The following is a 25,771-nucleotide window of genomic DNA, read 5'->3' on the forward strand; positions in this document are numbered from 1 at the left end:
TATTTAAATGCGAATACCTATTTATAACTTACTGATTGCGCTGACCTTTACCCCATGCAGTCAGGCTGACACTCAAGCTGGCAGTAGTGCCCTCTATTTCACAGGAAACATTCTGGCGCGCTCCTGCGATGTCAAAACGAGCGACTACAACAGAGTGATTAATCTGGGCGAGCATGAAAGAAAATTATTCACTCATACCGGAGATGTTTCACCCTCCGTCCCCCTGAATATCACGCTTGAGAACTGCCAGCTTAACCCAAACTCGACTAACGCCATCAGCATGATCCTCGGAGGAACCGGGGACTCGGCAGATACGGAGCTATTGCAGATAACGACCAAAGATGGCAGCAGAACCGCCAGCGGCGTTGCCATTGAAATTCTCGATAACAGCGATCAGCGCATCGCACTGAACAGTGATGTGGTTAAAGTCCCTATGCAGAAGGGTGATACACCGCTGCCTACCCTGAAACTTCGCTATCGTGCGACCCAGGACCAGGTTACGCCTGGAGAGGCGAACGCTATCTTGTGGGTGACTTTGCGTTATGAGGAGTAAAAAATGAAGTACGCACTTTGCCTGTTTTGGCTAAGCCTCTCTTTCAGTTCTTATGCTGTTGAAACGGACTCATTTCAGTTACAACTCATCGGCAGGATCACTGACAGCACCTGTGAGGTCGCACTGGCAGACAAAACCAAAGACGTCCCGATGGGGACGCATCTGGTGCTAAATTTTGATCACGTCAACGATGTTAGCCCCCCCGTAGAATTTACCGTCCAGCTTGAAAACTGTGGCCCAGATATGAGAGAAGTCCAGATAGCGTTTACCGGCACCGGGGCATCCAGGGATAGCGCTCTGTTGGCGCTGGACGACTTCTCTATCAGCCAGTTGGCAATCCGCATTCTGGATAAGAGCAAGACACCTATCAACTTAAATGACAACACAAATGGCGGCCAGCTTTACTCTCTGATACCGGACGCCGACACCCAAACACTCCAGTTTTATGCACAGTACGTCGCACTTAGCGTCCCGTTAGAGCCTGGTGAAGCGAACGCCAGCGCTAAGCTTTCACTGACATGGCCATAATCATGAAGAAGTTGCTCTGGGTACTAACGACCCTGCTACTGTTCCCCTATCACGCGAACTGCGGCGTGGTGGTTGGAGGCACACGTTTTATCTTCCCGCAGGAGGATAAAACGCTGGTCGTCGCGCTGAGAAATACTGAAAAAGAACCTTTTCTGGTACAAAGCAAAATTGTCAGTGATAACGGATTCAGCACTTCCGGGCAGCTGAGCCCTACCACCGAGCCGCAAAAATCACCGTTTATTGCTACACCACCGCTAGTAGTAGTTAATGGTGGAGACGAGCAGCAGATTAAAATCATTTATGTGGATGATTCGCTGCCAGGCGATCGGGAAAGTTTATTCTGGCTCTCTGTGGCAGCCATTCCACCGACAGACAGCAGCGAAGGGTTGGTGTCTCCGGTAAAAATCGCCGTAAGTCAGCAGATAAAAATACTCTGGCGACCGACGGGGATGCCGACGACACCGGTGGCGAAGCGTAAACCGTTAACGTGGCAACGCCATAACAAACGTGTGACCGTCAGCAACGATTCACCCTGGTACGTGACGCTATCGGCATTACAGATCAATGGTAAAATGTATCAGGGGGGAATGGTGCCGCCGTTTAGTCAGCGAGCCAATGACTGGTGTCCTGAAAAAGGGAAGTGTGAAATTTCCTGGCAAAAGCTGGGGGACAGAGGAGAAGTAATACAAAGGATGAACATGTCGCTTAAATCTGATGCCGGACATAAAATGTCCAGCATCATCGTTTATAACTAAACGCGTTTAAAGATCAACGAACCGTTAGTCCCGCCAAAGCCGAAGGAGTTACACAGTGCGTACTCCAGACCACTAACCTGACGCGCTTCGTGAGGTACGAAGTCCAGGTCACAACCTTCATCCGGGTTATCCAGGTTGATGGTTGGCGGAATAGCCTGATCGCGCAGCGCCAGGATAGAGAAAATAGACTCTACCGCGCCCGCCGCACCCAACAGGTGTCCGGTCATGGATTTAGTGGAGCTTACCATCACACGGCTTGCCGCATCGCCAAAGACAGATTTCACTGCCTGGGTTTCGGCTTTATCGCCAGCAGGAGTAGACGTGCCATGCGCGTTGACATAGCCGATCTGACCCGCTTCGATAGCCGCATCGCGTAGTGCGTTGACCATTGCCAGCGCAGCGCCCGCACCGTTTTCCGGTGGTGACGTCATGTGGTAAGCATCGCTGCTCATGCCAAAACCAACGACTTCAGCATAGATTTTTGCACCGCGCGCTTTCGCATGCTCGTACTCTTCCAGTACCACCATGCCTGCGCCGTCGCCCAGCACAAAGCCATCACGCTCTTTATCCCACGGACGGCTTGCCGCTTGCGGGTTATCATTACGTGTAGACAGCGCACGTGCCGCGCCAAAACCCCCCACACCCAGCGGGGTACTGGCTTTTTCTGCACCACCCGCAACCATCGCGTCTGCATCGCCGTATGCAATGATACGTGCTGCATGACCAATGTTATGCACACCTGAAGTACAGGCGGTCGCAATGGAGATGCTTGGCCCTTGCAGGCCGTACATGATGGTCAGGTGACCTGCCACCATGTTAACAATCGTTGACGGAACGAAGAACGGGCTGATCTTACGTGGACCGCCATTCACCAAAGAGGTGTGGTTTTCTTCGATCAATCCGAGACCGCCAATACCAGAGCCGATAGCGGCGCCAATACGGTGAGCGTTCTCTTCCGTAATTTCGAGACCAGAATCCTGCATGGCCTGAACGCCAGCGACAATTCCATATTGAATGAAAGCATCCATCTTGCGCTGTTCTTTGCGCGAGATAATGTCTTCACAGTTAAAATCCTTTACTAAGCCAGCAAATTTCGTTGCATAGGCGCTAGTATCGAAATGGTCGATCAGGCTGATGCCACTCTGACCGGCAAGGAGAGCTTTCCAGGTAGACTCTACGGTATTGCCGACAGGAGACAACATGCCCAGTCCGGTCACAACTACACGACGCTTAGACACGGTTGTCCTCCAGGGAGGGAAAATAATTCAAGTGGGATAAAAAGATAAAACTCAGGCGGTCGAATGACCGCCTGGAGATGTTCACTTACGCCTGGTGGCCGTTGATGTAATCAATGGCAGCCTGAACGGTAGTGATTTTCTCAGCTTCTTCGTCCGGAATCTCAGTATCAAACTCTTCTTCCAGAGCCATTACCAGCTCAACGGTGTCAAGAGAATCTGCGCCCAGGTCTTCAACGAAGGAAGCATTGTTGGTTACTTCTTCCTGCTTAACGCCCAGCTGTTCGCCGATAATTTTCTTAACGCGTTCTTCGATAGTGCTCATACTCTTAAATTTCCTATCAAAACTCGCTTTCGCGATGGTTTTCGTAGTGTATAAAATGTTGAAAAATTTGCAACTAAATCCCGGCAGGTCTTACCACGATTTTACGTTATTTTGAGGGCATTCACCCTAATAACGCAAATTTTTTTATCTCGTGGTTAAACCATGTACATCCCGCCGTTGACGTGCAAAGTCTCACCTGTGATGTAACTTGCTTCGTCAGAAGCTAAAAATGCAACCGCACTGGCGATTTCCTGAGCGCCGCCAAGGCGACCCGCAGGAACCTGCGCCAGAATACCCGCACGCTGATCATCAGACAGCGCACGCGTCATGTCCGTTTCAATAAAGCCCGGAGCAACAACGTTTACAGTAATGCCACGAGACGCAACTTCGCGCGCCAGTGATTTACTGAAGCCGATCAGACCCGCTTTCGCCGCAGCGTAGTTAGCCTGACCCGCATTTCCCATGGTACCAACCACAGAACCGATAGTGATAATACGCCCATGACGCTTTTTCATCATAGCTCGCATTACCGCTTTTGACAGACGGAAAACAGATGACAGGTTGGTTTCGATGATATCGTTCCACTCGTCATCTTTCATGCGCATTAACAGGTTATCACGAGTAATCCCGGCATTATTGACCAGGATATCGACTTCACCAAATTCTGCACGAATATTTCCCAGAACAGATTCGATAGATGCCGGATCGGTCACATTCAACATCAGACCTTTACCATTTGCACCTAAGTAATCGCTAATGGCCTGCGCACCGCTTTCGCTGGTTGCAGTACCGATAACTTTCGCGCCACGGGCAACAAGTGTTTCAGCAATTGCGCGGCCAATGCCACGGCTTGCACCGGTAACCAGCGCGACTTTTCCTTCAAAACTCATGGTCTTCCTCTTTTATTGCTCTAGCGCCGCAGAAAATGCCGCCGGCTCATTCAGTGCCGAAGCAGTCAGGGTGTCAACAATACGTTTCGTCAAACCGGTCAGAACTTTGCCCGGACCAACTTCATACAGGTGCTCTACGCCCTGGGACGCCATAAATTCAACGGTTTTAGTCCATTGAACCGGGCTGTACAGCTGGCGAACCAGCGCATCGCGAATAGCGTCTGCATCTGTTTCGCACTTCACGTCGACGTTGTTCACAACCGGAACAGTCGGCGCGTTAAAAGTGATTTTTTGCAGTTCAACAGCCAGTTTCTCAGCAGCAGGCTTCATCAACGCGCAGTGAGAAGGAACGCTGACCGGCAGTGGCAGAGCACGCTTAGCGCCAGCCGCTTTACAGGCTGCGCCGGCACGTTCTACGGCTTCTTTGTGCCCGGCAATAACCACCTGACCTGGTGAGTTAAAGTTTACCGGTGAAACCACCTGGCCTTCGGCAGACTCTTCACACGCTTTAGCGATAGCAGCGTCGTCCAGACCGATAATCGCAGACATGCCGCCAGTGCCTTCCGGTACCGCTTCCTGCATGAATTTACCACGCAGTTCAACCAGACGTACGGCATCGGCAAAACCGATAACACCCGCACACACCAGCGCAGAGTATTCGCCCAGGCTGTGACCTGCCATCAGCGCAGGTGTTTTACCACCCTGCTGCTGCCATACGCGATAAAGCGCAACAGAGGCAGTCAACAGTGCTGGCTGCGTCTGCCAGGTTTTATTCAGCTCTTCGGCCGGCCCCTGCTGAGTCAACGCCCACAGATCATAGCCCAGCGCAGCTGATGCTTCAGCAAAAGTTTCTTCAACAATTGGGTAGTTTGCTGCCATTTCAGACAACATCCCAACGGTCTGGGAACCCTGCCCCGGGAACACAAATGCAAATTGCGTCATGTTTAAATCCTTATACTAGAAACGAATCAGCGCAGAGCCCCAGGTGAATCCACCACCAAAGGCTTCAAGCAATATCAACTGCCCAGCTTTAATACGCCCGTCGCGGACGGCTTCGTCCAGCGCGCACGGTACGGAGGCCGCGGAGGTATTGCCATGTCTGTCGAGCGTCACGACAACATTATCCATCGACATACCCAGCTTTTTCGCGGTTGCGCTAATAATGCGGAGGTTTGCCTGATGCGGTACCAGCCAGTCCAGTGCAGAACGATCGAGATTATTTGCTTCCAGCGTTTCATCAACGATGTGTGCAAGCTCGGTCACCGCGACTTTAAATACTTCGTTACCCGCCATCGTCAGGTGGATCGGGTTTTCCGGGTTCACGCGATCGGCATTAGGCAGCGTCAACAGTTCGCCATAGCGACCATCAGCGTGCAGATGCGTAGAAAGAATGCCGGGCTCTTCTGATGCGCTCAGTACAACGGCACCTGCGCCATCACCGAAAATAATGATCGTCCCGCGATCGGTTGGATCACAGGTACGAGCGAGGACATCTGAGCCAACCACCAGAGCATGCTTCACTGCGCCAGACTTAACGTACTGGTCAGCAACGCTCAGGGCGTAGGTGAAACCGGCACAAGCGGCTGCAACGTCAAACGCCGGACAGCCTTTGATCCCCAGCATACTTTGGATCTGGCATGCCGCACTTGGAAATGCGTGTGTGGATGATGTGGTGGCAACCACAATCAGACCAATTTGTTCTTTGTCGATGCCCGCCATTTCAATTGCACGGTTTGCGGCGGCAAAGCCCATCGTCGCAACTGTTTCATTTGGCGCTGCAATATGGCGTTCACGGATACCTGTGCGAGTGACGATCCACTCATCAGATGTCTCAACCATTTTTTCCAAATCGGCGTTAGTACGCACTTGTTCAGGCAGATAGCTGCCAGTACCAATAATCTTCGTATACATGTACGCTCAGTCACTTTTTGGTTATATACCGCCACGAGCAAATCGCTGATACGCTGGCAGCATTCACAAACGCACCGTTATCTGTGTGCTCGCGAGTTTGCGTTTTCGCCACCGTCCAGCAGTTCGAATCCAGTTGGGTATACAGATTCCAGGCGAGCGGCAATTCGCTGAGGAACTTGTCGCTGCACCGCCTGCACTGCCTGTTCAATCGCGACTTCAAATGCTCGCTGATTGGCCGCACCATGACTCTTAATCACCGTGCCGCGCAATCCTAACAGACAGGCGCCATTATACTGGTCGGGGTTGAGGTGACTAAATCGCCTTGTCAGGCTTTTTTGTAACCAACGTTTTAATAACAGCAGCCACCACGACCGTTTTTTGCCCTCACCCTGAGACTTCAGCAGTGAAAGGAACATTCTGACAACACCTTCCATCGTCTTTAATGTGACATTACCTGTAAAGCCGTCACAGACCAACACATCAGTTTTGCCAGTCAGTAACTCATTGGCTTCAAGATAGCCGATATAATTGATAGAAGGGATTGTTTTTAGCACTGCAGAAGCATCCCGAATACTGTCGAGACCCTTGGTTTCTTCTTCACCGATATTGAGCAACGCAACACGGGGATTGGCAATTCCAACCACCTCTTCTGCCAGCACGGAACCCATGACGGCAAATTGCACCAACATCGTGCTATCACAATCCACGTTGGCGCCCAAATCCAGCACCACCGTTTTGCCCTTTTGCTGATGGGGTAAAACCGTCACCAGCGCAGGACGCTCAATCCCCTCAAGGGGTTTGAGCAATAACTTCGCAAGTCCCATTAGCGCGCCTGTATTACCGGCGCTCACACAGGCTTCCGCTCGTCCTTCTTTCACGAGCTCCAGGGCAACGCGCATTGAGCTTCCACGACTGGCGCGAATAGCTTGCGAGGGCCGGGCATCACTGGCAATAACTGACTGAGCAGGGATAATCTGCAGACGTGAACGTTGTTCGAAGTCAGCTTTGGCAAGTAATGGCGTGATTGTATCGGGATCCCCGACTAAAAGAAGTGTGAGTTGCGAATTAGAATTCAGTGCCTGCAATGCTGCAGGCACTGTCACGGTAGGGCCAAAATCTCCCCCCATGACATCTAACGCCAGGGTTAGACGTGTCAAGGTATCGTCGCTGCCCGGTTAGGTGTTTCCCCAGTTACCCGGGGAAAGCCTCACTAAGCTTCATCACGCGTGTGCTCTTTGTCTTTCTCACCGTAGCGGGAAAGCCATTGAGTCATGCGTGATTACTTAGCGATTACCTTACGGCCACGGTAAAAACCGTCGGCAGTGATGTGGTGACGCAGGTGTTGTTCACCAGAAGTTTTGTCTACAGACAGGCTGGTGACTGCGGTCAGAGCGTCATGAGAACGACGCATGCCACGTTTGGAACGGGTTGGTTTATTCTGTTGTACGGCCATGGACCTTACTCCTCAATTACTTACGCTTTAAGCTGGCTAATACGGCAAATGGGTTTGGTTTTTGCGCTTCATCAGGCAATTCGCCAAAGACCATGTCCGCCTCGGACACTTCACAGTGTTCAGAATCATGCACCGGAACTACCGGCAAGGAGAGGATAATCTCATCTTCAACCATTGCAAGCAGATCGATTTCACCGAATTCGTTAACCTCAATCGGCTCATACGCTTCCGGGAGTGCTTCAGCCTGCTCGTCAGAACGGACAGGACTAAAACAATATGTTGTGTGAACATGAAGTGGGAACGGTTTCCCGCAACGCTGACATTCGAGCGTAACCGACACCTTTGCATCACCGGTTATAACGGCAAGGCGCTGGTTATCGATAGCGAACGACATGGAGCATTCCACATCACTGTCCACACTGACTACAGAATCGGCGACACGCTCAACCAGATCAGAAGTATAGATACCTTCATAATCGAGGCGTTTCTGAGCCGTACGAACCGGATCAAGAGTCAGGGGTAATTTTACCTTTTGCATAGGGCGCGCATATTAACTTTGTAACGTCATATAGTCAAAGAAAAAGGCAGCCTGTGGTTGCCTTTTGCCAATAATTCGCACACATTGCGGGTCATCGACTTAAAATCGCTCAACACAAGCCATTACAGTCAGCTTGTAGGACGAAGTCCATAGTTTAAAATGGCTCTCATCAATACGCTATATGCGAGGGAAAAAATATGCCTCAACTTATTCTTGCTTCTACCTCTCCCTGGCGTCGCGCTTTACTAGAAAAACTGGCAATCCCGTTCGAATGCGCAGCACCAGAGGTTGATGAAACGCCGTTACCAGGCGAAGCCCCCCGGCACTTAGTCTTGCGACTGGCGCAGAAAAAAGCGCAATCTCTCGCCCACCGTTATCCATCACACCTTATTATTGGTTCCGATCAAATTTGTGTTCTCGATGGTGAAATAACCGGCAAACCGTTAACAGAAGAAAATGCACGCCAGCAGTTACTCAAAGCCCGTGGCAATATTGTGACGTTTTATACCGGACTGGCGCTGTATAATTCTGCGACCGGACATTTACAAACTGAAGTTGAACCGTTCGACGTCCATTTTCGTCACTTAAGCGAAACGGAAATTGAAGATTACGTGCGCAAAGAGCGCCCGCTGCATTGTGCCGGTAGTTTTAAAAGCGAAGGATTGGGCATTGCACTTTTTGAGCGCCTGGAAGGTCGTGACCCAAATACCTTAATCGGTTTGCCGCTAATCGCACTGTGTCAAATGCTGCGACGAGAAGATATGAACCCGTTAAAAGCCTGACGGGTTGACGGCTGTACAGGCCAATCCTGTAGGCCTGATAGGCGCAGCGCCATCAGGCCTACAGGTAATGCGCGATAATATCAATGCGCATCAGCCTTTACTGCGTAACACCTCGAGGCAGCGCTTCAACTGCTTATCCATTGGCGCTTCAATACGCATTACTTCACCCGTCCCCGGATGAGTAAATTTCAACGCTGCGGCGTGCAAAAAGAGCCTGCTCAGCCCGGTATCCGCCAGTTGCTTATCGAACTCACGATCGCCATAGCGGTCGTCAAAGGCAATCGGATGTCCGGCATATTGTGTATGCACGCGAATCTGGTGCGTTCGTCCAGTCACGGGACTGCAGCGCACAAGCGTAGCGAACGCATAACGCTCTTCCACTTTAAAGCGTGTTTCCGATGGTTTGCCTTCCTGATTCACCCGCACAATGCGCTCGCCGCTTTGCAGAATGTTCTTTAACAGCGGGGCCTGCACGGTTTTGACATGGGACTGCCACTGGCCGCGTACCAACGCGAGGTAGTCTTTCTGCATGCCTTTTTCACGCAGTTGTTCATGCAACGAACGCAAGGCAGATCGTTTTTTGGCCACCAGCAGCACGCCGGAGGTATCCCGGTCAAGGCGATGCACCAGCTCAAGGAAACGCGCTTCCGGGCGCAGCGCACGTAAGCCTTCAATGACGCCAAAGCTTAAGCCGCTTCCACCATGCACGGCCGTACCTGAAGGCTTGTTAAGCACCAGAATGTGGTCATCTTCATATAAAATGACATCGGTCAGCGCCGCGACCTTCTGCAAATTCGGTGAAATGGCCTCTTCTTCACGTTCAGCGACACGTACAGGTGGAATACGCACAATGTCCCCGTCTTCGAGTTTGTACTCGGGTTTAATGCGTTTTTTGTTCACCCGCACTTCGCCTTTACGCAAAATGCGATAAATCATACTTTTCGGCACGCCCTTGAGCTGGGTGCGCAAAAAGTTGTCGATGCGTTGCCCTGCTTCGTCGGCAGTAATGGCAACTGTTTTTACGGCTGGAGTCTCTGTTTTCATGGGGGCCGATTTTAAATAGCCATCAAGATTCGCGCCACACATTTTTCTATGCTTATATTAACTGCTATACCTTATTACTTAAGTTTGACATAGCCGATTTGGTGGTTATTAAAGCAATCACTACGCGGAAGTGAAAAAACTGTGAGTAACCGGGTGATAAATGACAAAAGTCATCTTGCTATAACAAGGTTAGCAGTGGAATAATGAGGTTGTTTCCGTGTTGAATCTTGTTAAAACAAGAACTTTTCCGGAATGACCCAATTTTGCCCGACCGATCATCAACGCAGCAATGGCGTAAGACGTATTGATCTTTCAGGCAGTTAGCGGGCTGCGGGTTGCAGTCCTTACCGGTAAGTGCTCTATAGATTTCGCGTTGTAGGAAGGCGGCAAGTCTGGGAACCCCAGGTGCTTACTCCTGTAAGTGGTTGGGGTAAGAAGATGAAGCCAACGCACCCACAGCGTGAAAGACGATAAGCACGATGGAAGCTTCTCTGGAGAGTAACACCCAGACTGTTCCCCTGATAATTGCGCTGTGTTTCCGTATGAAATACAGGCAACCGACACTCTGCGCCTCTTTGAGCTGACGATAACCGTGAGGTTGGCGACGCGAATAGACACGAGGCCATCGGTTCACACCCGGAAAGGCATTACTCTGCCCGCAGCTTAGTCGTCAATGTAAGAATAATGAGTAAGTTACGATGAAAAGAATGTTAATTAACGCGACTCAGCAGGAAGAGTTGCGTGTCGCCCTTGTAGATGGGCAGCGTCTGTACGATCTGGATATCGAAAGTCCTGGACACGAACAGAAAAAAGCCAACATCTATAAAGGCAAAATTACCCGTATTGAACCGAGTCTGGAAGCTGCTTTTGTTGATTACGGCGCTGAACGTCACGGTTTCCTCCCGTTAAAAGAAATTGCCCGCGAATACTTCCCCGCTAGCTACAACTCCCATGGTCGTCCCAACATTAAAGACGTGTTGCGCGAAGGTCAGGAAGTCATTGTTCAGATCGATAAAGAAGAACGCGGCAATAAAGGCGCTGCGCTGACCACCTTTATCAGCCTGGCAGGTAGTTATCTGGTTCTGATGCCGAACAACCCGCGCGCGGGCGGTATCTCCCGTCGCATTGAAGGCGACGACCGTACCGAATTAAAAGAAGCGCTGGCAAGCCTGGAACTGCCTGATGGCATGGGGCTTATCGTGCGTACCGCAGGTGTCGGCAAATCTGCCGAAGCGCTGCAGTGGGACCTGAGTTTCCGCCTGAAGCACTGGGAAGCGATTCAAAAAGCCGCTGACAGCCGCCCTGCTCCGTTCCTGATCCATCAGGAAAGCAACGTTATCGTTCGCGCATTCCGTGACTATTTACGTCAGGACATCGGCGAAATCCTCATCGACAACCCGAAAGTTATGGAGATGGCGCGTCAGCACATCGCCGCGCTGGGTCGTCCGGATTTCAGCAGCAAAATCAAACTGTACACCGGTGAAATCCCGCTGTTCAGCCACTATCAAATCGAATCTCAAATTGAGTCCGCATTCCAGCGCGAAGTGCGTCTACCGTCCGGCGGCTCAATCGTTATCGACAGCACAGAAGCGCTGACCGCTATCGATATCAACTCCGCACGCGCGACCCGCGGCGGCGACATCGAAGAAACTGCGTTCAACACCAACCTTGAAGCAGCCGATGAAATTGCTCGTCAGTTGCGTCTGCGCGACCTCGGCGGCCTGATCGTAATCGACTTCATTGATATGACGCCGGTTCGTCACCAGCGTGCGGTTGAAAACCGCCTGCGTGAAGCCGTGCGCCAGGACAGAGCGCGTATTCAGATCAGCCATATTTCTCGCTTCGGCCTGCTGGAGATGTCCCGCCAGCGTCTGAGCCCGTCGCTGGGTGAATCCAGCCATCACGTATGCCCACGCTGCTCCGGCACGGGTACCGTACGTGATAACGAATCACTGTCGCTGTCTATTCTGCGTTTGATCGAAGAAGAAGCGCTGAAAGAAAATACGCAGGAAGTTCACGCTATTGTTCCTGTGCCGATCGCATCCTACCTGCTCAACGAAAAACGTACCGCGGTAAATGCCATCGAGACGCGTCAGAATGGCGTGCGCTGTGTGATTGTGCCAAACGATCAGATGGAAACCCCGCATTACTCCGTGCTGCGCGTACGCAAAGGGGAAGAAACACCAACCCTGAGCTACCTGCTGCCGAAACTGCATGAAGAAGCGATGGCATTGCCGACGGAAGAAGAGTTCGTCGAGCGTAAACAGCCAGAGCAGCCGGCATTGGCCACCTTTGCTATGCCAGAGGTGCCGCCAGCCCCTGCTTTGCAGGAACCTACTGCGAAGGCCGCCGCGCCTAAAGCCGCAGCAGCGACCGCGGCCGTCGCCGCGCAGCCAGGTTTGATTAGCCGTTTCTTCGGCGCACTGAAGTCCATCTTCAGCGGTAGCGAAGAAGTGAAACCGGTTGAACAACCTGCGCCGAAAGCTGAAGAGAAAACCGATCGCCAGCAGGATCGTCGTAAACCGCGTCAGAACAATCGTCGCGACCGTAACGATCGTCGTGATAATCGCGACAACCGTGGCGAGCGTGATAACCGTAACGAGCGTTCAGAAAGCGGTGAAAACCGTGAAGATAACCGCCGTAACCGCCGTCAGTCGCAGCAGCAAAATGCGGAAGCACGCGATAACCGCCAGCAGTCTACTGAGGTCGCCGACAAAGCGAAATCCGGTGATGACCAGCAGGCTCCGCGTCGCGAGCGCAACCGCCGTCGCAACGATGATAAGCGTCAGGCGCAGCAGGAAGTTAAAGAGCTGAACCTGGCAGAACAACCTGCGCAGGATACCGAGCAGGAAGAGCGCGTTCGTCAGCCTCAGACTCGCCGTAAACAGCGTCAGCTGACTCAGAAAGTTCGTTACACAGACAGCCCGGCTGTTGAAGCCGAAGTCGCGACTGCCGAGGTGGTCACTGAAACGGCTGTCGCTCAACCAACTGAACAGTCCGTACCGGCACAGCGTACAGAACTGGCGAAAGTTGATCTGCCTGCCGTCGTTGCGACTGAGCAGGAAGACAACAGCGAAGCGCGTGACTCTAATGGTATGCCGCGTCGTTCCCGTCGCTCACCTCGCCATCTGCGCGTCAGTGGACAACGCCGTCGTCGCTATCGTGACGAGCGTTACCCGGTTCAGTCGCCGATGCCGTTAATGGTTGCCTGCGCATCTCCAGAATTAGCGTCCGGTAAAGTCTGGATCCGCTACCCTGTTGCTCGTCCTCAGGATCAGCAGGTTGCAGAGCAGCGCGAGCAGGAAACGGTTCAGGGGCAAACTGCACCTGTCGCCGTAGAGCCTCAGGTTGCTGCAGCTGCCGTTGAGCATATTGTGAACGCCCCTGCTTCGGTTGAAACCGTACAGCCAGAGGTGGTCATTGCTGAACCTCAGGCTACCGTCGTTGAAACCACCCATCCGGAAGTCATCGCTACTCCGGTCGAGGAACAACCGCAAATTATCGCTGAATCTGACGCGCCTGTTGCTGAGGATACCGCGGCGAAAGCCGAACCTGTCGCTGAAATAGTGGCTGCGCCGGTTGTCGAAGAATCTGCGGAGGTTGTTATTTCTCAGCCTGAAGTGGCTGAAGAGATTGCCGAGGTTGTGGAAACAGCGCCAGTGGTTGAAGAAGTTGCCGCGCCGCAAGAGGTTGTTGCCGCACCTGTCGTCGAAGACGCAGTCGTTAAGGCTGAAGTTGTCGCAACCCGCGTTGACGCAGAACATCTTCACAGCCACGCGGCCGCCCCGATGACCCGAGCTCCTGCACCAGAGTATGTGCCTGAAGCGCCGCGTCATAGTGACTGGCAACGCCCGGAATTCACCTTTGAAGGTAAAGGTGCCGCAGGTGGACACAGCGCCACGCACCAGGCGACTGCGCCAGCAACGCGCCCGCAGCCCGTTGAGTAAGTCATAATCAACATCAAAGCCGACCTTCGGGTCGGCTTTTTTTTATCTCTGCTCTACGCACTGGCAAACTGATAAGGCGTGGTTACGCTGGCAATCTTTAGCGGTGCGATTGCGCAGGTAATAAGACTAACGGGTAATCTGTCGCTGAGAAAATAACAGTGGCCTAAAAAAATGCCCGCTCCGGGGTGTTAAAGGAGCGGGCAGACAAACATATCCAGTTTCATGATATGTTCAAAAAGGTGTTACCGGTTCAGTTGAAATAGCGACATTCCCTGCATATCGGTAAACGTTTTGTACGATGCCTGCAGTGCGGCCTGCTGCATCACGTAGGACGAAATCGCTGCGTTCCAGTCAACATCCACCAGATTGCTCATCTGCTGAGTCTGGCCCAATGCGCGATCGGCGCCCAGTGAATCCAGTGAACTTAACTCGCTGAGCTGAGTCCCTAACTCTGCACGAACAGAAAGCACGTTATTCAGTGAATTTTTCAGGCCACGACTGGTTTTATCAATGGCTGCAGCGGCGGTAGCTTTTGCCGCGTCATTGCCCTCAATCGGGGTTTTGAGCGCATCAATAGCGGTATCCAGCATTTTGAACAGGTTCTTTTCCTGAGTACCGCCGCCAGGTTCCGGTACGGCATTGCTGGTCAGATTAACAAATACTTTATCGCCAGTATGACCAATCACCATGGTACGGGAGGCATCGACCTGCTGGGTCACATTTGTTGTACCGCCGCTGTAAGCGCCATCTGCCTGAGCAAATGGTGCAGATTCTGTTTTATATCCGCCAAAAATATAGCGTCCATTACCGTCGGTGCTGTTCGCCAGGTTCATCAGTTGATCGCGGATCCCCTGCAGGTCGGTGGCCAGCGATGCACGGTCGTCATCGCTTAACGTGCCATTCGCAGCATAGACAATTTTTTCCTGCGCGGTCTGAATTGCCGTCGTTACCTGACTCAGTACGTTCTCTTCCAGCGATACTTTTTGCGTCGCAAATGAACGCGCCAGCGTATATTGGCTGTTCTGCGCCTGTGCTTGAGAAAGCACCACGGCCTGCGAGGCGGCGATCGGATCGTCAGATGGGTTAATCACACGTTTGCCCGTTGACATCTGCTCGCCGAACTTCATCCATTCAGCCTGAGAGTTAGTGATGCCACGCATATTCTGCTGGTACATCATCTGGGTGCTGATACGCATTGTGTCCCTCTCCCTTAGCGAATATTAATCAGTGCATCAAACAGCGCATTTGCGGTTTGCAGCACTTGCGCATTAGCCAGGTAATACTGTTGATAGCGCTGTAAGTTACCGTATTCTTCGTCGAGGTTGACGCCGGAAATAGACTGCTGCTGCTTATAAAGCTGCGTTACCACGTTGTTCTGGGTAATGGCGCTGGTTTTCAGCGTCGCGGTTTTGTTCCCGACATCGCTTACCAGCGTGGCATAAGCATCGTTGAAGGTCTTATTACCCACGGTAGCTTTGGTCTGCAGATCCAGCAGTTTCTGACCGTTACGGTTATCGCTTTTTCCCTTATCAATATCCGGGTCCGGATCATTTTTTGAGACCTGGGCCATGGCGATTTTCGACTCATCGGTCACCATGACTTTCATATCAACAACGGCGTTACTGACAGGTTTCACTGTGAAGCTGTCATTTGCTTTTGCGCCAGCATTTACGGTGATTTCCATCCCGTCAAAGGACATCTTCCCACCGGTAACGGTAGCTTTGAAGCTGGTATTATCCGCCAGGCGAGTTACCTGCCAGTCCGTCCCGTCATAAACGATTTTATAATCGGTCGCCTGTACAGCAGAGCTGTCGGTAATCTTCGCGCTTAACGATCCTGTTCCTGTATTTTTAGCGTTGTTGAATACTGCAGGGCTACCGATAGCAAAGAAATCCTTACCCTGATCGCCGTTCGCGTCAAAACCCTCTTTATGCTGGGTGTTAAACGCATCGGCAAACGCCAACGCCAGTTGGCCCAGCGTATTACGCGTCTGGTCAAGCTCTTGAGAACGGAAAGTCAACAGCCCACCCAGTGAACCGGTATTCAACAGTTTTTCGGGAATTTCAACCTCGCCGGCAACCCCGTCGACGTAGGCCACTGTGGTTCGATTGGGATCGTCACTGGAGGGCACAGCCGCCAGCTGGCGTGCATTGCTGCCCTGCACCAGTGAATAGCCGTTCGCCATGGTTATGTTGTAAGTCCCGCCGTCCTGAACGCTGACTTCAACACCGACAATCTGGTTCAGTTCACTGACCAGTTGGTCGCGCTGGTCGAGTAAATCGTTAGGCGATGCGCCCGCGCCGACGCCGGTCAGACGGGAAATCTGATCGTTGAGGCTGGCAATCTGTTTTGAATAGTTGTTGATCTGGTCAACGCTAGCCTTGATCGCAGTATTAACCTGCTTGTCTTGATCGCGCAGATACTGGTCGGTTGTTCTGAACTGGTTGACTAAACCATCAGCTTTACCGATCAGCGCCTGGCGCGCCGCCGGGTCTTCCGCGTTACTGACAAGGGTTTGCAGGCTGGTAAAAAAGTCCTGCATTGAGGTCGAAATGGAACTGGTTTTGCTGGAGAGCAGATTGTCGATTTTCGACATTTGTTCATAGCGCGTTGTCAGGCCGCTGCTTTGGTTCTGCGCGGCACGTAACTGATTCGTGATAAAGGAGTCATACTCGCGCTGTACGCCAGAAACATAGACGCCATTGCCAACCCAGCCCCCCGCACCCAGCGTGCTGTTCGCTTGTGCCATAATTGTCGTTTGACGGGTGTATCCGGCAACGTTATAGCTGGAGATGTTATTACTGGCAGAATTCAACGCGGCCTGCGCTGCGGCGAGTCCACTCATCGCGTTATTAATCAAGCTGGACATGGAGGTTCCTTGTAATCCTTCAATACTCGTTATTATCGGCAGCAGGTTGGTAGACTTGAGCTATTTAAAAGAGATTATCGATATTCGTACTGTAGGTTTTGCTCACTTTTTCGCTCATCGATTTCAACTGCTGGATCATGCTGGTTAATTTACGCGCATAGTTAGGGTCAGTCGCGTAACCGGCATTCTGCAAAGCCTGTGCCCCCTGCTCGGCGGTAGCTGCGGCGGTTACCGCCGCATAGCGCGGGTTACGCGATATCAGACCGACATAATCCGACAGTGCCTCAAGGTAAGAGCTATAGACGCGGAATCGGGCTTTCACCTTTTTCGCCTCGCCGTTTTCATATTCGGTGGTGGTGATTTCGGTGGTTGGGCCTTTCCAGCTTCCCGAAGCCTTCACGCCAAAAATGTTAAAGCTCGGTTCACCGTTCTCACGACGGATTTGTCGCTGCCCCCATCCAGACTCCAGCGCCGCCTGCGCCAGAATCAGATGATGTGGAACCCCGCTTTGCTGACTTGCCAGCTTAGCCGGCAGCGATAACTGGGCGAGGAAGTCTTTGCTGTCACCTGACAGCGGCTCATCATTGCTTTCCGTCGCGCGGGGAATGGCTTTACGGACCAGTTGCGTCAGCGCCTGGTTTTGATAGCTGGTCACCGTTTCCAGAGAGAACTTCATTGGCACCTGCGGCGCATCGTCTGCGGGTTGCGCCTGCCCTTCAGTCATCTGCTTAACCATCATTTCAGCCAGTCCCAGACCTTTACCTGCGGTCATCTGCTGCGCAATTTGTTGGTCATACATGCTGGTATACAAACGTGTTGAATCACTGCTAAAAACGCCATCTTTCGGCAGCGCTTCACGCATGCTTTTCAGCATCATTTGTACGAACATCCCTTCAACCTGACGGGCAACCGGGCGGATATTCGCCGCCGGGTCCTGACCCGCTTTCGCTTTCAGTTCGTTCAGTGATTGCGCATCCCAGGCGGCACTGGTCAGCAGTTTGCTGTCACCAATCATTAGATGATTTCCAGTTTGGCGCGTAAGCATCCCGCGCTCTGCATCGATTGCAGAATGGACATCAGATCCATCGGCGTTGCCCCTAGCGCATTAAGCGCACGCACAACATTGTTCAGGTTGGCGCTGGAACGCACGCTTTGCAGCGAACCGCCGCTCTGGCGCAGATCGATCTGGGTTTGAGGTGTCACCACGGTCTGTCCACCGCCAAACGGTGTATCCGGCTGGCTGACGTTCGCCTGGCGGTTTACCGTTATCGACAAGTTGCCTTGCGCGACGGCACAGCTATCCAGCGTGACTTCACGGTTCATGACAACGGATCCGGTGCGCGAGTTGATAATCACTTTCGCATCCTGCGGCGTGACATTCACCTCCATATTCTGGATGTCAGCAAGGAAACGCACCTGCGAACTGTTGCCGCTTGGCACGCGTACCTGAATCGTCCGGGCGTCCAGCGCAGTGGCGCTACCAAAGCCGCGCGAACGGTTAATGGTGTCGGTTATCTGCTGCGCCATAGTGAAATCTTCATTATTGAGCTGCAGATTAATGGTGTTACCGCCGCCGAACTGGCTGGGTAATTCACGTTCGATGGTCGCGCCGTTGGTAATACGTCCGCCATTGAGCTGGTTTACCTGCACGCTGCTGCCACCCGCAGCCGCGCCTGCACCGCCTACCAGAATATTCCCCTGCGCCAGCGCATATACCTGGCTATCGACCCCTTTCAGCGGGGTCATCAGCAACGTTCCGCCTCGCAGGCTTTTGGCGTTCCCCATGGAAGAGACCACCACGTCAATGGTTTGCCCCTGACGACCAAAGGCCGGGAATTGCGCGGTCACCATCACCGCCGCCACGTTTTTCAGCTGCATATTGGTGCCGGTTGGCACGGTAATTCCCAACTGCGAAAGCATGTTGTTGAGCGTTTGCGTAGTAAACGGCGTCTGGGTGGTCTGGTCACCCGTGCCATCCAAACCGACCACCAGCCCATAACCGATCAACGAGTTTTCCCGCACGCCCTGAACGCTGGTCAGGTCACGAATACGGTCGGCATGCGCAAAGGTGGTTATCAGCACCAGTACCATTCCAACTAAAGATTTAAACACTGGCTACCTCGCTTACATCGGCGACAAGTTAAGGAAGAAACGCTGCAACCAGCCCATATTCTGCGCTTCATTGATGTAGCCGTTGCCGACATACTCAATACGTGCGTCCGCAACCTGAGTTGACGGTACGGAGTTGCTGCCACTGATGGTGCGCGGGTTAACGACCCCGGAGAAGCGAATGAATTCAGTGCCCTGATTAATGGCGATCTGTTTTTCACCCACAACATGTAAGTTGCCATTCACCAGTACCTGATCGACCGTTACGGTCAGCGTACCGCTGAAGGTATTGCTGGCGTTCGCGCCGCCTTTACCGTTAAAGGTGTTACCGCCTGAAGCTTCTACGTCAGCACGCTCGTTGCCAAACAGTCCTTGCAAATAACGCGGTACGGTATCAAAGCCAAAGTTGGTTTTGCCGTCGCGGCTGGCATTAGCCGAGGAACTTTTGCTCGCGCTGACGTTTTCCTGCAATACGATGGTCAACGTATCGCCAATATTGCGCGGACGGCGGTCTTCGAATAGCGGCTGATAACCGTAGTTAATCGGTTGGGCCGACTGGAAGATTGATCCATTCGCCACCGGCGTCGGGCCAGGAACAGGCTGGGCAGACGTTGCGCCCTGCACGAGGGGCGTGGCCGGGATCCAGGCGCATCCTGTCAGTGAAACCACCAACAGGGCTAAAATTGGGTATGGGTGAAGCGCGTATTTTCGCATTGCGGTCATCTTCAAAATCAGTGTGCCGGTGAGGCTTTCACCCCACCGGGCCACACTTTAGAGTTGCGTCAGTTTTTGCAGCATCTGATCGGTGGTCGATACCGCTTTACTGTTGATTTCGTAAGCGCGCTGAACCTGGATCATGTTTACCAGCTCTTCCGCCACGTTGACGTTAGAGGTTTCAACATAGCCCTGGTACAGCAGACCCGCACCGTTCAGCCCCGGAGTGCTCTCATTCGGCGCACCGGATGACTGCGTTTCGGTGTACAGATTCTCACCAATGCTTTCCAGACCGGTATCGTTCATAAAAGTAGTCAGGTTAAGCTGCCCAACCTGAACCGGTGCTGCCTGGCCCTGCTGGGTTACGCTGACGATACCGTCGCGTCCAATGGTGATACTGAGCGAGTTAGCCGGGATGGTGATAGCTGGCTGAACCTGAAACCCCCCCGCAGTCACCAGTTGGCCGTTCTGATCCACCTGGAAAGAACCGTCACGGGTGTAGGCGGACGTGCCATCAGGCAGCATGACCTGGAAAAAGCCCTGCCCTTTAATCGCCACATCTTTACTGTTGTTGGTCTGCGACAGGTTCCCCTGGCTGTGTAAACGCTCAGTCGCGACCGGGCGCACACCGGTACCAATCTGCAAACCAGACGGCAGTGTGGTTTGTTCAGAAGACTGTGCGCCAGGCTGGCGAATCGTCTGGTACAACAGATCTTCAAAAACGGCACGTTGACGCTTAAATCCGTTGGTGCTGACGTTTGCCAGGTTGTTGGCAATCACATCCATGTTGGTTTGCTGCGCATCCAGGCCGGTTTTGGCGATCCACAATGAACTGATCATAAAATGTCCTGTATTAACTCATCGACAGCAGTTGGTTGGCGCGACCCGCGTTATCATCCACGCTACTGATAATCTTCATTTGCATTTCGAAACGACGGGCGTTGGCGATCATGTCACTCATCGCGGCTACCGGCTTAACGTTACTGCCTTCCAGCACACCCGACATAACGCGAATGCTGGGGTCGGCCTGTAACGTAGCGCCACGGGTAGCCTGTGCGGCCTGAGTCAGACGGAACATACCGTCATCGCCACGTTGCACTTCACTCCCCGTGGCCTTCACCAGTTTCAGTCGCCCAACTGGCGCAACGGTGTTAGCCGGATCGCCAGGGTTGAGCGCCGAGATCGTGCCGTCTGCCGCAATGGTGACTTCTGAACCTTCCGGTACGGCTATTGGTCCGGCTTCGCCAATCACCGGGTGTCCCTGAATGGTCAGTTCCCCCGTAGGGCTTACCTGAATGGCGCCATTTCGGGTATATCCTTCGCTACCGTCCGCGGTCTGCACAGCCAACCAGCCATCCTGTTGCAGCGCCACGTCCAGCGGACGTGAGGTATAGTCCATCTGACCCGGCGTCATATCGACCCCCGGCGTGGAGGCCACCACCAGCGTACGCGTCGGTAAAGACAATCCTTCAACGGGAACCGCGCGCAGCGCATTGAGTTGCGCACGAAAACCCGGCGTTGAGGCGTTTGCCAGGTTGCTGGCCGTCACCGCTTGTTGATTCAGCGTCTGACTGGCCGCGCCCATGGCGGTATAAATTGCGTGATCCATTAAGCCATCCCGTCAGGCGCTTAGCGCAGGTTGACCAGCGTGTTGAGGATCTGGTCCTGGGTTTTGATGGTCTGCGCGTTCGACTGATAGTTACGCTGGGCGACGATCATATTCACCAGTTCTTTACTCAAATCCACGTTTGATGCTTCCAGCGCGCCGTTGGTCAGCTTGCCGAAGTTACCCTCGCCTGCGGTACCCAGCAGCGCCACGCCGGAAGACTGAGTAGCTGCCCAGACGTTGTCACCCTGAGAAGCCAGACCTTCGTTGTTGGCAAAGTTTGCCAGCACGATCTGCCCCAGAACCTGTTGCTGTTCGTTGGAGTAGTTACCGACCACAGTACCGTCATTGTTAATCTGGTAGCTCACCAGGTCGCCCGGCTTATAGCCATTCTGATTCGTGGCAACGATGTTGTTGGCGCCAGTGTTCTGCTGCATGGAGTTCAGGAAGCTCAGGGAGAAATTTGCCGCATCAGCACCGTTAATCTGTCCGGTTGTGATGTTGATTTCCTTTGGCCAGACGGTAGGAGGCGTTGGTACCGCCTCGGCGGCTGTGGCGCTAATCCCTAAGAACACACCATTTTCATTAAAGCGCATAAACCCTGCTGATTTTGCAGCGGCTCCGGTTGAAGCATCCTGTGTGTGAACTTCCCAGGTGTTGCTCTGCGCATTTTTGACATAAAAAATATTCATGTCATGGGCGTTACCCTGGCTATCGAAAACGGTAACGGTGCCTTTCTTGTTGTAGGAATCCGCATCGCTGGGATTAAACGGGGTCTTCGTTGGCACCTTGTCAGTGGAGTTCAGGTTGATCTGCATTGACGCAGTCGTGGTGGTTTTAGCCGCCATCAGCGTATTCGGGATAGTGATCGGCGCCGGGTTAGCACCTTGCTGTATCGTTGGCGGTGTACCGGTAGCCGGATAGCCCGTCAGCTGTAGCCCCTGCATGTTGACGATATTGCGGTTTTCATCGAGCTTGAACTGACCGTTACGGCTGTAGAAAACGGAACCGTTGCTGTCTACCATGCGGAAAAAACCGTTCTGGCTGATAGCGACATCCAGCCCGCGACCGGTGTTGGTCGTGGTACCGTCGGTAAAGTCCTGGGTAATGCCCGCAACTTTAACGCCCAGACCCACTTTAGAACCGGCGAACATATCGGCAAAAGAGGCCGTACCGGATTTAAAACCGTAGGTGGCGGAGTTGGCGATGTTGTTACCAATGACATCGAGGTTGGTCGCTGCAGCGTTCAGACCGCTGACCGCTTGTGAAAAGGCCATGACTTACTCCTGATAAGTGTGAAGGCTTAAATGATCTGCCGTACTTCGTCGAGGGTGGTGGTTCCATAGGTGCCCAGATCCAGCGTATTACCGCCGTTACTGCGAATAACGCCCTGCACCAGCGCAAACTGAAGCGGCTGAGCCACCAGTTGTGTTCCGCCATTACTGGCAGCAATTGACACGTTGTAAGAACCGCTTGGCGCATCCGTGCCATCGGTCATGGTGCCGTCCCAGGTAAAGGTATGAACGCCCGCTTTCAACCCACCAATATCAATGGTGCGTACCACCTTGCCGTCTTTATCGGTAATGGTTGCGGTAACCTTATCTGCCGGTTGCTGCAGTTCAACGCCAAACGGCGTGGTGGTGGTTTTTGCGCCCTCTTCCGTACCTTTACCGGTCAGGATGGTGGTACCTGGGATCATGACACCGTGGCCAATCAGCGTACTGGCCTGCAGCGACTGACTGTTGTCGATCTGCCCGGAGATCGATCCCAGCGTGGTGTTCAGTTTCTCAATTCCGCTCACGGTACTGATTTGCGCCAACTGGGTGGTCAGTTCGTTGTTTTGCAGCGGGTTGGTTGGATCCTGGTTTTTCAGCTGTGCAACCAGCAGCGTAAGGAAGCTGCTTTGCAGGTCCGCGGCGTTGCTGCCCGTCAGTGAACTCTTCCCCGTTGCGTCATTCACACCCGTCGTGCTCGGGTCATTCATTTTTACAGCAATAGACATGTGCGCCTCCTTTTACTGGCCTAGCGTCAGCGTTTTGAGCATCAAGCTTTTCACCGTATTGAGCACTTCGACGTTTGCCTGGTAGCTACGCGAGGCTGACATGGTGTTGACCATTTCGCCGACGACGTCCACATTCGGCATTTTTACGTAACCGTTCGCATCGGCCAGCGGATTACCGGGTTCATAAACCAGCTTATCCGGCGCCTGGCTTTCAATGACGTCAGCGACTTTTACGCCACCGGTTGCCGCACCTGGCGCGGCATCAACCTGAAACACAACCTGCTTCGCGCGATAGGGCTGACCGTCAGGTCCGGTGACGCTATCCGCATTCGCCATGTTGCTGGCCGCCACGTTCAGGCGCTTAGACTGAGCCGTCAGCGCAGAGCCTGCGATATCAAAAATATTTAACAGCGCCACGAATTAGTTCCCTCCTTGCAGCACGTTCATCATGCCTTTGATTTGTCCACCCAACGCGGTCAGCCCCATTTGATACTTGAGGCTGTTGTCTGCAAATTGCGTACGCTCCCGGTCCATATCTACCGTGTTGCCATCGAGAGATGGCTGATCAGGAATGCGGTAGAGCAGTTCCGTAGAAGGAGCGGAAACGGTCTGGGCCGGAATGTGTTGTGCAGAGGTCAGCGTCAACGAGACACCGCCGGTTTCTTCCCGTCCTCGCACCATGACTTTTTTTAATTCACTGGCGAAATCCAGGTCGCGCGCCTGATACCCCGGCGTGTCGGCATTGGCTATGTTGGCCGCCAATACTTCCTGGCGTTGGGCGCGCAAATTCAGCGCTTCCTGTTGAAAACGTAAGGCGGCGTCGAGCTTATCGAGCATATCTCCTCCGCAAATGACAAAATTCAGCCGACAGCTTAAATCCCATTACGCGCGCGTTATCGCTGGAATAAACGCAAAATGCGTCGCTATTTGTTGCGTTGATGACTGCGTCACACAGGTAGAATCCTGTCACTACCTGAAAAAGCGCGAGGTTTTGATGCAAACGTTTAAACGTGGAGTCGTCGTGGCAGCACTGCTGTTCAGTCCTATGACGCTGGCGCAAGACCTGAATTCACAGCTGACGGCATGGTTTTCCCAGCGTCTGGCCGGATTTAGCGATGAGGTCGTCGTTACTATCCGAACGTCGCCAAACTTATTGCCGAGCTGCGAACAACCAGCATTAAGCGTGTCCGGGAGTGCAAAATTGTGGGGTAATGTGAACGTGCTGGCGCGCTGCGCCAACGAGAAACGTTATCTGCAGGTGAGCGTGCAGGCCACAGGAAACTACGTTGTTGCCGCCGCGCCCGTCGCTCGGGGTAGCGCCCTGACTTCGGCCAGCGTAACGCTGAAACGAGGTCGACTGGACCAACTCCCTCCGCGCGCCGTGCTGGATATGAATCAGGTGCAGGATGCCGTAAGCTTGCGCGATCTGGTGCCAGGTCAGCCGATACAGCTTTCCATGTTGCGCCAAGCATGGCGAATCAAGGCCGGTCAGCGCGTACTGGTTATCGCCAACGGAGATGGCTTTCGGGTGAATGCCGAAGGTAAAGCGCTGAACAATGCCGCCGTCGCCCAGAATGCCCGAGTACGGATGATTTCAGGCCAGGTGGTGAGCGGTGTCGTCGATTCTGATGGGAATATTCTTATTAACCTATAATAGGTTAAAGATTTTTTAGCGTGTGCCGATAGATAAACAACCAATGATTACAGCGGGCCGCTATAGCGTAACCCCTCGATGAGGATAAACAAAATGAGCATTGATCGTACCTCACCATTGAAGCCAGTAAGTACCGTTCAGCCACGTGAAACCAGCGATGCGCCGGTACAAAAAACGCGGAAGGAAAAAACCACCGCCACCACCAGCACCAGCGTCATGCTGAGCGACGCCCAGGCCAAACTGATGCAGCCCGGCACCAATGACATCAATATGGAACGCGTGGAAACACTGAAAACCGCGATCCGTAATGGCGAGCTGAAAATGGACACCGGAAAAATTGCCGACTCGCTGATCCGCGAGGCGCAGAGCTACTTACAGAGTAAATAAAGTATGACTCGTTTGTCAGAAATACTTGACCAGATGACGACCGTCCTCAATGACCTGAAAACGGTAATGGATGCTGAACAGCAGCAGCTTTCCGCAGGATATATTAACGGCAGCCAGCTACAGCGTATTACAGAAGAAAAAAGCTCTTTGCTGGCAACCCTTGATTACCTGGAGCAGCAGCGCCGTCTGGAGCATGACGCCACGCGCAGCGCCAATGATGAAATTGCCGAGCGTTGGCAGACCATTACCCGGAAAACACAGGACCTACGCGAACTCAACCAGCACAACGGTTGGCTGCTGGAAGGGCAGATCGAGCGCAATCAACAAGCGATTCAAGTGCTGAAACCGCACCAGGAACCGGCGCTGTATGGCGCAAACGGTCAAACCTCTGCTGCGCACCGCGGCGGGAAAAAATTCTCTATCTGATGCTAGCCTGATAACGTTTTGCTTATCAGGCCTACGCGTTTTG

28 protein-coding genes are annotated in these 25,771 nt (G+C 53.0%); 8 read left to right on the top strand and 20 right to left on the bottom strand.

What is annotated here, in order from left to right:
* Positions 1-7: 7 nt before the first annotated feature.
* From HVZ52_RS13850 to HVZ52_RS13860, 3 genes are read left to right on the top strand one after another with little or no spacing between them, the layout of a single operon-like run.
* Positions 8-553 carry a fimbrial protein gene (locus HVZ52_RS13850; RefSeq protein ID WP_181598349.1) on the top strand — a complete coding sequence of 182 codons (546 nt, stop codon included), beginning with the start codon at positions 8-10 and terminating at the stop codon, positions 551-553.
* 3 nt (positions 554-556) lie between these two features.
* Positions 557-1,081, top strand: a complete 525-nt coding sequence (locus tag HVZ52_RS13855; RefSeq protein ID WP_181598350.1) for a fimbrial protein — start codon at positions 557-559, stop codon at positions 1,079-1,081.
* A gap of 2 nt (positions 1,082-1,083) precedes the next feature.
* Positions 1,084-1,836, top strand: a complete 753-nt coding sequence (locus HVZ52_RS13860) for a molecular chaperone (RefSeq protein WP_181598351.1) — start codon at positions 1,084-1,086, stop codon at positions 1,834-1,836.
* Here the strand turns inward: HVZ52_RS13860 and fabF are convergent.
* The 8 genes from fabF to yceD all read right to left on the bottom strand — a co-directional run bounded on the left by fabF (position 1,833) and on the right by yceD (position 8,188).
* Complete coding sequence (gene fabF, locus HVZ52_RS13865) at positions 1,833-3,074, bottom strand: beta-ketoacyl-ACP synthase II (protein ID WP_016152642.1); 1,242 nt, start codon at positions 3,072-3,074, stop codon at positions 1,833-1,835. The genes HVZ52_RS13860 and fabF overlap by 4 nt on opposite strands.
* A gap of 85 nt (positions 3,075-3,159) precedes the next feature.
* A complete protein-coding gene (gene acpP / locus HVZ52_RS13870; protein ID WP_000103754.1) occupies positions 3,160-3,396 on the bottom strand; it encodes an acyl carrier protein in 237 nt (78 codons plus the stop codon).
* 155 nt (positions 3,397-3,551) lie between these two features.
* Positions 3,552-4,286 carry a 3-oxoacyl-ACP reductase FabG gene (fabG, locus tag HVZ52_RS13875; protein ID WP_016152641.1) on the bottom strand — a complete coding sequence of 245 codons (735 nt, stop codon included), beginning with the start codon at positions 4,284-4,286 and terminating at the stop codon, positions 3,552-3,554.
* 12 nt (positions 4,287-4,298) lie between these two features.
* Positions 4,299-5,228 (bottom strand): ACP S-malonyltransferase, encoded by a 930-nt coding sequence (gene fabD / locus HVZ52_RS13880; RefSeq protein WP_019076478.1) that lies wholly within the window; start codon positions 5,226-5,228, stop codon positions 4,299-4,301.
* Between the two features lie 15 nt (positions 5,229-5,243).
* Positions 5,244-6,197, bottom strand: coding sequence for a beta-ketoacyl-ACP synthase III (gene fabH, locus HVZ52_RS13885; protein ID WP_016152639.1), 954 nt, complete (start codon positions 6,195-6,197; stop codon positions 5,244-5,246).
* A 77-nt stretch (positions 6,198-6,274) separates the two neighbouring features.
* Positions 6,275-7,354 carry a phosphate acyltransferase PlsX gene (gene plsX, locus HVZ52_RS13890; protein WP_181598352.1) on the bottom strand — a complete coding sequence of 360 codons (1,080 nt, stop codon included), beginning with the start codon at positions 7,352-7,354 and terminating at the stop codon, positions 6,275-6,277.
* Between the two features lie 122 nt (positions 7,355-7,476).
* Positions 7,477-7,650, bottom strand: a complete 174-nt coding sequence (gene rpmF, locus HVZ52_RS13895) for a 50S ribosomal protein L32 (protein ID WP_003036242.1) — start codon at positions 7,648-7,650, stop codon at positions 7,477-7,479.
* A gap of 16 nt (positions 7,651-7,666) precedes the next feature.
* Complete coding sequence (gene yceD, locus HVZ52_RS13900) at positions 7,667-8,188, bottom strand: 23S rRNA accumulation protein YceD (RefSeq protein ID WP_003036239.1); 522 nt, start codon at positions 8,186-8,188, stop codon at positions 7,667-7,669.
* A 197-nt stretch (positions 8,189-8,385) separates the two neighbouring features.
* Here yceD and HVZ52_RS13905 point away from each other — a divergent pair, with 197 nt between their 5' ends.
* Positions 8,386-8,970 (top strand): nucleoside triphosphate pyrophosphatase, encoded by a 585-nt coding sequence (locus HVZ52_RS13905; protein ID WP_016152637.1) that lies wholly within the window; start codon positions 8,386-8,388, stop codon positions 8,968-8,970.
* A gap of 90 nt (positions 8,971-9,060) precedes the next feature.
* Here the strand turns inward: HVZ52_RS13905 and rluC are convergent, their stop codons facing one another.
* On the bottom strand, positions 9,061-10,014 hold the full coding sequence (rluC, locus tag HVZ52_RS13910) for a 23S rRNA pseudouridine(955/2504/2580) synthase RluC (protein ID WP_049259723.1): 954 nt from the start codon (positions 10,012-10,014) through the stop codon (positions 9,061-9,063).
* Between the two features lie 698 nt (positions 10,015-10,712).
* On the opposite strand from rluC, the gene rne reads away from it, so the two are divergent.
* The gene (rne, locus tag HVZ52_RS13915) at positions 10,713-13,961 is read left to right on the top strand and encodes a ribonuclease E (protein WP_181598353.1); all 3,249 of its coding nucleotides are present in this window, start codon (positions 10,713-10,715) and stop codon (positions 13,959-13,961) included.
* Positions 13,962-14,203: 242 nt separating this feature from the next.
* Here the strand turns inward: rne and flgL are convergent, their stop codons facing one another.
* From flgL to flgB, 11 genes are all read right to left on the bottom strand, one after another.
* The gene (gene flgL / locus HVZ52_RS13920) at positions 14,204-15,157 is read right to left on the bottom strand and encodes a flagellar hook-associated protein FlgL (RefSeq protein ID WP_094761485.1); all 954 of its coding nucleotides are present in this window, start codon (positions 15,155-15,157) and stop codon (positions 14,204-14,206) included.
* 14 nt (positions 15,158-15,171) lie between these two features.
* Positions 15,172-16,830 carry a flagellar hook-associated protein FlgK gene (gene flgK / locus HVZ52_RS13925; RefSeq protein ID WP_046274758.1) on the bottom strand — a complete coding sequence of 553 codons (1,659 nt, stop codon included), beginning with the start codon at positions 16,828-16,830 and terminating at the stop codon, positions 15,172-15,174.
* Between the two features lie 64 nt (positions 16,831-16,894).
* Entirely contained in the window at positions 16,895-17,845 is a 951-nt protein-coding gene (gene flgJ, locus HVZ52_RS13930; protein WP_016152632.1) for a flagellar assembly peptidoglycan hydrolase FlgJ, read from the bottom strand.
* The gene (locus HVZ52_RS13935) at positions 17,845-18,921 is read right to left on the bottom strand and encodes a flagellar basal body P-ring protein FlgI (protein ID WP_019076467.1); all 1,077 of its coding nucleotides are present in this window, start codon (positions 18,919-18,921) and stop codon (positions 17,845-17,847) included. Before HVZ52_RS13935 ends, flgJ begins: the two co-directional genes overlap by 1 nt.
* Positions 18,922-18,954: 33 nt before the next feature.
* A complete protein-coding gene (flgH, locus tag HVZ52_RS13940) occupies positions 18,955-19,653 on the bottom strand; it encodes a flagellar basal body L-ring protein FlgH (RefSeq protein WP_016152630.1) in 699 nt (232 codons plus the stop codon).
* A gap of 57 nt (positions 19,654-19,710) precedes the next feature.
* Complete coding sequence (gene flgG, locus HVZ52_RS13945; protein ID WP_003036202.1) at positions 19,711-20,493, bottom strand: flagellar basal-body rod protein FlgG; 783 nt, start codon at positions 20,491-20,493, stop codon at positions 19,711-19,713.
* Positions 20,494-20,506: 13 nt separating this feature from the next.
* Positions 20,507-21,262: a flagellar basal body rod protein FlgF gene (locus HVZ52_RS13950; protein WP_181598354.1), complete on the bottom strand. Its 756-nt coding sequence runs from the start codon at positions 21,260-21,262 to the stop codon at positions 20,507-20,509.
* Positions 21,263-21,282: 20 nt separating this feature from the next.
* Entirely contained in the window at positions 21,283-22,536 is a 1,254-nt protein-coding gene (gene flgE, locus HVZ52_RS13955; protein WP_016152628.1) for a flagellar hook protein FlgE, read from the bottom strand.
* A gap of 26 nt (positions 22,537-22,562) precedes the next feature.
* Positions 22,563-23,261 (bottom strand): flagellar hook assembly protein FlgD, encoded by a 699-nt coding sequence (gene flgD, locus HVZ52_RS13960; RefSeq protein WP_016152627.1) that lies wholly within the window; start codon positions 23,259-23,261, stop codon positions 22,563-22,565.
* A 12-nt stretch (positions 23,262-23,273) separates the two neighbouring features.
* Positions 23,274-23,678: a flagellar basal body rod protein FlgC gene (flgC, locus tag HVZ52_RS13965; protein WP_006685091.1), complete on the bottom strand. Its 405-nt coding sequence runs from the start codon at positions 23,676-23,678 to the stop codon at positions 23,274-23,276.
* A 3-nt stretch (positions 23,679-23,681) separates the two neighbouring features.
* Positions 23,682-24,098 carry a flagellar basal body rod protein FlgB gene (flgB, locus tag HVZ52_RS13970; protein WP_016152626.1) on the bottom strand — a complete coding sequence of 139 codons (417 nt, stop codon included), beginning with the start codon at positions 24,096-24,098 and terminating at the stop codon, positions 23,682-23,684.
* Between the two features lie 157 nt (positions 24,099-24,255).
* On the opposite strand from flgB, the gene flgA reads away from it, so the two are divergent.
* From flgA to flgN, 3 genes are all read left to right on the top strand, one after another.
* Positions 24,256-24,915 carry a flagellar basal body P-ring formation chaperone FlgA gene (gene flgA, locus HVZ52_RS13975; RefSeq protein ID WP_047359507.1) on the top strand — a complete coding sequence of 220 codons (660 nt, stop codon included), beginning with the start codon at positions 24,256-24,258 and terminating at the stop codon, positions 24,913-24,915.
* Positions 24,916-25,008: 93 nt separating this feature from the next.
* Positions 25,009-25,302, top strand: coding sequence for a flagellar biosynthesis anti-sigma factor FlgM (gene flgM, locus HVZ52_RS13980; RefSeq protein ID WP_181598355.1), 294 nt, complete (start codon positions 25,009-25,011; stop codon positions 25,300-25,302).
* 3 nt (positions 25,303-25,305) lie between these two features.
* Positions 25,306-25,728 (top strand): flagella biosynthesis chaperone FlgN, encoded by a 423-nt coding sequence (gene flgN, locus HVZ52_RS13985; protein WP_016152623.1) that lies wholly within the window; start codon positions 25,306-25,308, stop codon positions 25,726-25,728.
* Positions 25,729-25,771 lie beyond the last annotated feature (43 nt).

The sequence above is a fragment of the Citrobacter sp. RHB36-C18 genome, from assembly GCF_013814485.1.
Lineage (GTDB): Bacteria > Pseudomonadota > Gammaproteobacteria > Enterobacterales > Enterobacteriaceae > Citrobacter > Citrobacter braakii.